Source organism: Stenotrophomonas sp. STEN023 (assembly GCF_056760135.1).
On the sequence record NZ_JBRREF010000132.1, the window covers coordinates 1 to 8,940 of the forward strand.

8 protein-coding genes, 1 tRNA gene and 1 other RNA gene are annotated in these 8,940 nt (G+C 63.0%); 4 read left to right on the top strand and 6 right to left on the bottom strand.

From position 1 onward, the window contains the following. Positions 1–236: 236 nt before the first annotated feature. The 4 genes from ACVOLV_RS21475 to dnaX form a co-directional block, all read right to left on the bottom strand. The gene (locus ACVOLV_RS21475; protein WP_481556127.1) at positions 237–584 is read right to left on the bottom strand and encodes a histidine triad nucleotide-binding protein; all 348 of its coding nucleotides are present in this window, start codon (positions 582–584) and stop codon (positions 237–239) included. A gap of 50 nt (positions 585–634) precedes the next feature. Further along, positions 635–1,234, bottom strand: coding sequence for a recombination mediator RecR (gene recR / locus ACVOLV_RS21480; protein ID WP_282270729.1), 600 nt, complete (start codon positions 1,232–1,234; stop codon positions 635–637). Between the two features lie 106 nt (positions 1,235–1,340). Beyond that, positions 1,341–1,661 carry a YbaB/EbfC family nucleoid-associated protein gene (locus tag ACVOLV_RS21485; protein ID WP_057629296.1) on the bottom strand — a complete coding sequence of 107 codons (321 nt, stop codon included), beginning with the start codon at positions 1,659–1,661 and terminating at the stop codon, positions 1,341–1,343. 6 nt (positions 1,662–1,667) lie between these two features. After that, positions 1,668–3,701 carry a DNA polymerase III subunit gamma/tau gene (gene dnaX / locus ACVOLV_RS21490; protein ID WP_481556128.1) on the bottom strand — a complete coding sequence of 678 codons (2,034 nt, stop codon included), beginning with the start codon at positions 3,699–3,701 and terminating at the stop codon, positions 1,668–1,670. A gap of 139 nt (positions 3,702–3,840) precedes the next feature. Here dnaX and ACVOLV_RS21495 point away from each other — a divergent pair. After that, positions 3,841–3,933, top strand: a tRNA-Ser gene (locus ACVOLV_RS21495). A gap of 311 nt (positions 3,934–4,244) precedes the next feature. On the opposite strand, the gene ACVOLV_RS21500 is transcribed toward ACVOLV_RS21495, so the two are convergent. Next, entirely contained in the window at positions 4,245–4,727 is a 483-nt protein-coding gene (locus ACVOLV_RS21500; protein ID WP_481556129.1) for an acetyltransferase, read from the bottom strand. A 300-nt stretch (positions 4,728–5,027) separates the two neighbouring features. Between ACVOLV_RS21500 and ACVOLV_RS21505 the strand changes: the two genes are divergently transcribed. Both ACVOLV_RS21505 and ACVOLV_RS21510 read left to right on the top strand, forming a co-directional pair. Continuing rightward, positions 5,028–7,373, top strand: coding sequence for a GH92 family glycosyl hydrolase (locus ACVOLV_RS21505; protein WP_481556130.1), 2,346 nt, complete (start codon positions 5,028–5,030; stop codon positions 7,371–7,373). A gap of 285 nt (positions 7,374–7,658) precedes the next feature. Continuing rightward, on the top strand, positions 7,659–8,111 hold the full coding sequence (locus tag ACVOLV_RS21510; protein ID WP_481556131.1) for a GNAT family N-acetyltransferase: 453 nt from the start codon (positions 7,659–7,661) through the stop codon (positions 8,109–8,111). 8 nt (positions 8,112–8,119) lie between these two features. On the opposite strand, the gene ACVOLV_RS21515 is transcribed toward ACVOLV_RS21510, so the two are convergent. After that, positions 8,120–8,437 (bottom strand): DMT family transporter, encoded by a 318-nt coding sequence (locus ACVOLV_RS21515; protein WP_481556132.1) that lies wholly within the window; start codon positions 8,435–8,437, stop codon positions 8,120–8,122. A gap of 311 nt (positions 8,438–8,748) precedes the next feature. On the opposite strand from ACVOLV_RS21515, the gene ffs reads away from it, so the two are divergent. Further along, positions 8,749–8,845, top strand: an RNA gene (ffs, locus tag ACVOLV_RS21520) — signal recognition particle sRNA small type. Positions 8,846–8,940 lie beyond the last annotated feature (95 nt).

Below are 8,940 nucleotides of genomic sequence, written 5' to 3' on the forward strand. Positions count from 1 at the left end.
CTGGGGCTGGGGTTACCGCGGCTGGTGGTAACGAACTGAAAACGCCGCCCCAAGGGGCGGCGTTTTCTTTTGCTTGAATCTGTTTGTGGGAGCGGCGTAAGCCACGAAGCTCCAGATCCATCCGCCGCAAGCTGCGCATGGCAATCAACAGCTGCTTGAAAACAGGCTCTATCGTTGTTCCGTTGTACTCAGCTTCGCGGCTTACGCCGCTCCCACAGTAAAAACAACAGCTCAAATCACGCGCCGAAATGCCCCAAGGGCGCACCTGCCAACAGATGCAGGTGGATGTGGAACACCGTCTGCCCGGCATCTTCGCGGCAGTTCATCACGATGCGGTAGCCGTTCTCGGCGAAGCCTTGCTGGCGTGCATACGCCGCAGCCGCCAAGGCCAGCTTGCCGATCAGATGTGCCTGCGACGGCTGCAGATCATCCAGGGTCGGGATGACTTCGTTCTTCGGGATGAAGAGCACATGCACCGGTGCCTGCGGGGCGATGTCCTTGAAGCCCAGTACGTCCTCGTCTTCGTAGACGATGGCGGCGGGAATTTCGCGGCGGATGATCTTGCCGAAAATGGTGTCGGTCATGTAGGGGCTCGCTGCAGTAAACGACCTACAGCTTACAACCCCGGCGCGGCTTATTCGCCGACTTCGCTGCGGCTGCCAAAGGCATGCGACAAAGTGCCGCGATCCACGTATTCCAACTCGCCGCCCAAAGGCAGGCCTTGCGCCAGGCGGCTGGGACGCACCTTGTTACGACGTGCCAGCTGCGCCAGATAATGCGCGGTGGCCTCGCCTTCAACGGTGGAGTTGGTGGCAATGATCAACTCGGTGACTTCGCCCTGCGCCAAGCGCGTTTCCAGCTGATCCAGGCCCAGCTCGCGCGGGCCGATGCCATCCAGCGGCGACAAGCGCCCCTGCAGCACGTAATACACACCGCGGTAGCTGGTGGCATGCTCGATTGCCAGCCTATCGGCCGGTGATTCGATCACGCACAGCATCTGCCGCTCGCGGCTGCTGCTGGCGCAGACCGGGCACAGCTCGGTTTCGCTGAAATCGCGGCATTGCTTGCAGTGACCGATCTTCTCGATGGCTTCGGCCAGCACTTCCGACAGTCGCTGGCCACCGTCACGGGCACGCTCAAGCACGTGGTAGGCCATGCGCTGGGCCGTCTTCTGGCCAACGCCGGGCAGCACGCGGAAGGCTTCGATCAGTTGTTCCAGCAGCGGCAGGCTCATCGCAACGGTCTCATCACAGCAGCGTATCGCTAAAACAAGCGCGCGAAGCCCGGAGGCTTCGCGGCGCGGGGACGTGCATGCGCCGGGCAAGCCGGCGCGGGCCACATCAGAACGGCAGCTTCATGCCCGGCGGCAGCTTCATGCCGGCGGTGGCCGAGCCCATGCGACTCTGCGATTCGGCGTCGATCTTGTTGGCGGCGTCGTTGAAGGCGGCTGCGATCAGGTCTTCAGCCATTTCCGGATCGCTCAGCACCGACGGATCGATGCGCACCTTGCGGCACTCCTTGGTGCCACTCAGGGTCACGCTGACCATGCCGCCGCCGGCGCTGCCGGTGACTTCCAACTTGGCGATTTCTTCCTGGGCCTTCTGCAGGTTTTCCTGCATCTTCTGGGCCTGCTGCATCATTTGGGCGATATTGCCGCGCATGGTTCGTTACTCTTTGAAAGGACGGATGGAATCGGCCACGACCCGTGCACCCTGCTGTATCAGCTGCTGCACCTGGGGGTCGGCCATGAACACGGCTTCGGCCGCGGATTGCTGTTCACCGCGCTGACGATCGGCGCGCTGGTGCAAGGTCTCAGCCTGGGCGTTGCCGGTTTCAATGAGGATCTTGGGCGTGCTGCCCAAGGCCTGCGACAGCGCCTGCGCCAGAGCATTCAAGGCGCGCTCAGACTGCAGGTACTCAAAGCCTGGCAACAAGGCCAGACGCAGCACGCCGTGCTGGAAGTTGACGAAGGCAGCATTGGCCGCCAGCTCGCGCGACGGACCGCTCAGGCCGCTGTCGTCGATCAGGTCCAGCCACTCCTCGGCAGTGTCCAAGCTGCGCCCGCCCTGCGACGGTGGCGGTGCAACTGGTTCAGCGAGTGCTGCAGGCTCGATGGCGATGCCGGTCGGACGCACCGGCTCGGCCTGCTGAACCGGCTGCGGCGCAGCGACGGGCGCCGGCTTCGGCGACTCAATCGGCGTTGCAACCGGCATCTCAATGGAGTCGGGCGCTTCTGGCATGGCCATCTCGGCCGCCATCGCCTCGTCGCGCGCATTCGCTTCCGCCGCCTCAACCGCCCATGGCGGCAGATCTTCGTCGGCGGCTGCCGGCTTGGCAGCTTGAACCGGGGCCGGAGCTGCTACCGGCGCTTGCACGGGCTCAGGCGCGGTCGCTGCGGGTTCCGGCACAGGCGCGGCTTGCTGCTGCACGGCGGCTGCTTGTTCGGGCACAGGCTCAGGCTTGGGTTCTGACACAGCCGCAACCGGTGCAACTACAGCCTGCACTTCAACCGGCTTGGCGGTTTGCGCCGACGCGGCGGCAGCGGCTGGTGCTGTTTGCGTGTTGCCGCCAACACCTGCGCCAGTCCCGGAGGCGCTGCCTTCCGGCGTCGCCGGTACCGCGCCTGCCGGGCGGAACGCCAGCATGCGCAGCACAGTCATTTCAAAGCCAGCACGCGGGCTGGGAGCCAAGTGCAGGTCGCGACGGCCACCGAGGGCCATCTGGTACCAGAGCTGCACCACTTCCGGGCGCAGACGCTGGGCAAACGCCGCCGCATCGACGCCTTCGCCCGGTACCGAAGTGCCCGGCACCAACTGCTGCACCTGGATGCGATGCAGGCCTTCAGCCAGGGCATCCAGCACCCCGCTCCAATCCGGCGAGAACTCGGCCAGCCCGGCAACCACCTGCAGCAGGCGCGCGCCTTCGCCATCGGCCAAGGCATCGAGCATGGCGCTGACTTGAGTGCGATCGACCGTACCCAGCATGGTGCGCACCACGTCGTCGCGCAGCGCGCCACCGGCATAGGCGATGGACTGATCCAGCAGCGACAAGCCATCACGCAGCGAGCCATCGGCCGCGCGCGCCAGCTGCACCAAAGCGCTGTCGTCGAACTCGATCTGCTCGGCAGTCATGATCCGCGACATCTGGCCGTGGATCTGCTCCTCGTCCAAGCGCTTCAGGTTGAACTGCAGGCAGCGGCTGAGCACGGTGACCGGCAGCTTCTGCGGATCGGTCGTGGCCAGCAGGAACTTCACGTGCTCCGGCGGCTCTTCCAGCGTCTTCAGCAGCGCGTTGAACGCCGCCTTGGAGAGCATGTGCACTTCGTCGATCAGGTAGACCTTGTACTGCCCACGCGAGGGCATGTACTGGGCGTTCTCGATCACCTCGCGCACGTCATCCACGCCGGTATTGGACGCGGCATCGATTTCCAGCAGGTCGATGTAGCGGCCAGCATCGATGTCCAGGCAGGCCCGGCACTGACCGCAGGGGTCGGCACTGGTGCCGTTCTCGCAGTTCAGCGACTTGGCGAAGATGCGGGCAATGGTGGTCTTGCCGACACCCCGGGTGCCGGTGAACAGAAAGGCGTGGTGGACGCGGCCACTGTCGAGCGCATTGCTGAGCGCGCGGACCACGTGTTCCTGGCCCACCAACTCGGCAAAACGCTTCGGACGCCACTTGCGGGCAAGGACGAGATAGGACATCAGGCAACCGTCTTCATCTGAAGCCCCATTGTGCCATGGCCGGCCCATCCGCCAGCACCCTGTCGAGGGGGTGCTTGTGAACGGCCGCCAGTCCCTATAGAATCCACGCCCCTGCCGAGGCATTAGCGCGGCAGGATCCGGAGAGGTGTCCGAGTGGTTGAAGGAGCACGCCTGGAAAGTGTGTAAGCGTCTAAACCGCGCTTCGGGGGTTCGAATCCCCCTCTCTCCGCCAGATAAATGAAAAAGCCGTCCCTTGTGGGCGGCTTTTTCATTTATTGGACGGAGAGCATGGGCGATGAAGGCCCCAACGGGTTCGACCGCCGGCGTAGCCGGTGGGACGGCGCAGCCGCCCGAAGGGCTAGGTGCGAAGCGCCGCCCCCTCTCTCCGCCAGATTACGTAAACCCTCGGAGCAATCTGGGCATCTTTCGCTCTGCATCGGTCACCGATAGCTGCAAACGTTGGGCCGCCCCAGCCAAGCACCAGGGCAGTCAACCACCAGCGTTGACCATGGCGTCCCTGGATCTGAAGCGCCCGCGCGCTTCCTATTTGTTGGATGGGAGCTGCGCTTTGACAGCAGGCGCAGACAAATCAGCTTGATACTCAAGATGAATCAGCGGATAGGGCCGGCCTTGGTCATCAAATGGCGAACGGCCCGTGCGCTTGAATCCCAGTTTTTCGTAGAAACCAATCGCTTGAGCATTCTGCTCATTGACGTCGGTAGTCATCCGGGGATGAAAACCAAGACCGTGGCGCACCAGAGCGGCACCAATTCCAGTGTCGCGGCAAGCCGGGTCTACAAACAGCGCCTGCATATGTCCGTTATCAATGAGCATGAAGGCGAGCGGGTAATCGCTTGCGTCCACCGCAAGCAGGAGCACCGCTTGAGGCAGAAAACCGCACACCATCTCGTCAATGGCAAGACGATCTTCCGGCGACAGAAAACCATGCGTGGCGTCCACCGCATTCCGCCATATTTCAACCACACGCCCACCATCTTCAGGCCGCGACTCTCTGATGTTCATCATTGCGATGACTCTCCTGCTTGGAGTTTGTATACAGCCCCTCGCTTGAGAGGAACGCTTGCGACAGTGGATTCTGATTGAAAGAAATCGACGGGAGAAGCGCCGTGGCGAAACGTTCGATGTCGACCCTACAAGACTCTTCCATGCACAACGGCCGCGGTCGCCCCTGTGTCCAGCAACAGGAAACTTCCCGCCGCAGCTGACGCTGCAAAGGTGCGCCGTGAGCTGGCCGCGCCGACCCCATGCAAGAGCTCCCGTCGACATGCTAGCTTCCCAACATTAGACCGATCTAAAAGGTGCGGGATGAAGCAGCTTGGCGCGACCCTGTTAGTGCTTGCAGCAACCGTGGCAACCTCCTCATTGGTAGCGCCTTCAGCGCTGGCGGCCTCGCCCGCCGGCAACGAAGCCGCCTACGCCGCCGTGAACCCTTTCATTGGCACCGGTGGCGAGGGCCACACCTATCCCGGGGCGACCGTCCCTTACGGCATGGTCCAGCTCTCACCCGATACCCGCATCCAGTCGCGCAAGAACGGCTATGGCTGGGCGGCGGGCTATCGCTATGACGACAGCACCATTGTCGGTTTCTCGCATACGCACTTCTCCGGTACCGGCCATTCGGATCTGGGTGATCTGCTGTTGATGCCCACTACCGGTGAGTTGAAGCTGGAGCGCGGCGATCCGGATCAGCCCTTGAGCGGCTATACCTCGCGCTTCAGTCATGCCAGCGAGACCGCCCAGCCGGGCTATTACGCGGTGACGCTGGACGACTACAAGGTGCGTGCCGAGCTGACTGCCAGCGCGCGCGTTGGCATGCACCGCTACAGCTTCCCGGCTGGCAAGCCGGCGCATGTGGTGCTCGACCTGCGCACCAGCATGTATGACTACCCGGGCAAGATCCTGTGGTCGCGCTTGCGGGTGCGGGCCGATGGCACGGTCACCGGCTTCCGCGAGACGCGCGGCTGGGCGCCGGGCCGGCAGCTGTATTTCGCGATGCGTTTCTCGCAGCCGCTCAGTGGCCATCAGCTGCACGACACTGAGCAGGATGTCGTCTACAAGGGCTTCCCGCCGCCGGGCGAGAAGGACCCGGCGCAGCGCGCGCAGATCGAAGGCCGGCAGTTGGTCGCTGCCTTTGATGTCGTGCCGGAGGCTGGCAAGCCGTTGTTGGTGAAGGTGGCGATCTCGCCGGTCAGCGAGGAGGGTGCGATTGCCAATCTGGATGCGGAAGCACCGGGCTGGGATTTCGATGGCATGCGCGCTGCCGCCAAGCAGCAGTGGAGCGAGGCGTTGGGCGCTGTCGAAGCGCAGGGCAGCGCGGATGAACGCACCCGCTTCTATACCGCGCTGTATCACACGCTGCTCGGCCCGACCTTGTTCATGGACAGCGATGGTCGCTATCGCGGGCCGGACAACGCGGTGCATCAGGCCAAGGGCTGGACGAACTATTCGACGTTCTCGCTGTGGGACACGTATCGCGCCCTGCACCCCTTGGCCACGCTGGTGCAGCCAGCGCAGCGCACCAATGACTTCGTCAATTCATTGCTGGCCTCACGCCGCGAAAGCCCTTATGGCGTGCTGCCGGTATGGTCGTTCCACGGTCTGGAGACCTGGTGCATGATCGGCTACCACGCGGTGCCGGTGATCGCCGATGCCTATATGAAGGGCATCCGTGGCTATGACACAGAGGAAGCACTGCAGGCGATGGTCGCCAGCGCCAACTACGGTCCGTATGACGGCATCGCGCAGTACCGCGAGCTCGGCTATGTGCCGATCGACGAGGAAGGCGAAGCAGCCAGCAAGACGCTGGAATATGCCTATGACGACTGGACCATCGCGCAGGTGGCCAAGGACATGGGCAAGACCGAAGTGGCGAGCGAGTTCAACAAGCGTGCGGCGAACTGGAAGCATGCCTTCGACCCGGGCACCGGCTTCATGCGCGCGCGCAAGCGCGATGGCAGTTTCCGCGAGCCGTTCGATCCCAGTGCCAGCGGTTACGGCACGGATTTCACCGAAGGCAATGCCTGGCAGTACTCGTGGTATGTGCCGCAGGATGTCGCCGGCTTGGCGGCGGCGCATGGTGGCAGCGACAAGCTGCTGCAGCGCCTGGATGATGTGTTTGAAGCCAAGGTTGATCCGTCGATCTTCGCGCACATGGAAGACATCACCGGGCTGATTGGCTGGTATGCGCATGGCAACGAACCCAGCCACCATGTTGCCTATCTGTATGCACATGCGGGGCAGCCGTGGCGCACGCAGGCGCGCTTGAAGCAGATCATGGACACGCAGTACGCAGCGCGTCCGGATGGCTTGGCGGGTAATGATGATCTTGGGCAGATGTCGGCCTGGTATGTATTTACTGCGCTGGGTTTCTATCCGGTTGCGCCGGGTAGCAACCAATACATCATCGGCCGGCCGTTCCTGCCACAGGCGACCTTGAATCTGCCGGATGGGAAGCGTTTCAGCATCGTTGCTACCGGGTTGGATGCTGCGCACACGTATGTTGGTTCGGTGAGCCTCAATGGCAAGCCGCTGGATCGGGCGTATGTGACGCACCAGGAGATTGTTGCTGGTGGGGAGCTGCGCTTTACGATGCAGGCTGAGCCGAACAAGTCTTGGGCTGCTGATGCGGCGAAGCTGCCTTATTCGATGTAGCGTTGATTGGGATGGGGGCTCTTGGCGTGCTGTATTCGTCGGTTGAAAGCACGCTTCGCGCTCCCCTCTCCCCAACCCCCGCTCCGCGCCCCGGCCCTTGCGCTGGCGCAAGGTCGCTCCAGGGGCCACGAACCTGTGGTTCGTCAGCCAGCCCCTTCCACCCCGCAAGGGGAGAGGGGCTAAGGCCAGAGCCAGAGCCCTAGCAAAAACAAAAGCCAAGGCAGCCCCCTGCTCTCCCTCCAACGTCCAGAGAAAGAGCGGACTGAAGCTGCTAGATTGCAGCGCATGTCGATCCGTCCCTACCAACTCGCTGATGCCAACGCCTGCCTGTCGCTGTTCGACAGCAATGTGCCCGAGTACTTCACCCTAGCCGAACGCACTGACTTCGCGCAGTTTCTGCAGCGTGATACGCAGGGTTGCGACTATCAGCTGATCGAGCACGATGACCGGGTTGTCGCCTGCGGCGGTTTGGCGATACGGGACGATGGCGTAGCCGTTTTTTGCTGGGGCATGGTCGAGCGCAGCCTGCATAGGCAGGGGTTCGGCAGGCAATTGAGCCTTGCGCGTTTACAGCAGGCCCGACAGAGCCCGAACGCGAAGCGCGTGGAGCTCAGCACCAGTCAGCACACGCAGGACTTCTACGGGCAGCTCGGTTTCAGCGTGACCCGGGTCGTGGCGAATGGCCACGGCCCGGGTCTGGATGCAGTTGAGATGGTGCTGATACTGCGCGAGGACTGAAGCAGTTATCAGCTGCTGGACAGCTTCATCAGCACCAGGCCGCTGACGATCAGCACTGCAGCGCCAATACGCATCGCGCTGATCTGCTCACCGAGAAATACGATACCAATGATGAACGCGCCCACCGCGCCGATGCCGGTCCAGATCGTATAAGCAGTACCCAACGGCAAGGTGCGCATGGCCAAAGCCAGCAACCAGAAGCTGGCAATCATGCCGATGATGGTGACGATGCTGGGAACCAGCTTGGTGAAACCGTGGGATTGCTTCATTGCCAGCGCCCAGACGATTTCCAGCACACCAGCGATCACGAGATAGATCCAAGCCATACAGCCTCCTAGAGAAGCCAGGCCGTCCTGGGTGAAGTCCCGTGATGGGCGGAGGTCGTCCTCCGTTGGGTGGGCATTCTATCCAAGCCGGGCGTTTGCGGCCGCTAGACGGCGGCGGCGGGTTACACGGGGTTCAAGCCGGAATGCTGGCCGGCTGGTGCATGCATACGTTACAATCGCCGCACACGATCGGGACCTGCTCCAGTTTGTGTCCGGTCCATGAAGCATCGGCGGCTGATGATCGCATCGCCCCAGCCTCTCGTATCGTGAATGGCCGCGCTCAGCGCGGCCAAGCCGTCTCTATGGTGGCCCCGTCGGCCCCTCGCGACGCTAGGTCGAAAATCCCGCCAGGGCCGGAAGGCAGCAACGGTATCGATCGACGCGGGCGCCGAGGTCAGCCGGCGGGGTCGCCACCTTTTTGGGCCCTTGAAAGTTGCGCTGCTGCTGAAGCGGCGGCTTTTGCTTGTGCGTGTTGTAGCCCGGGTAAGCGCAGCGCACCCGGG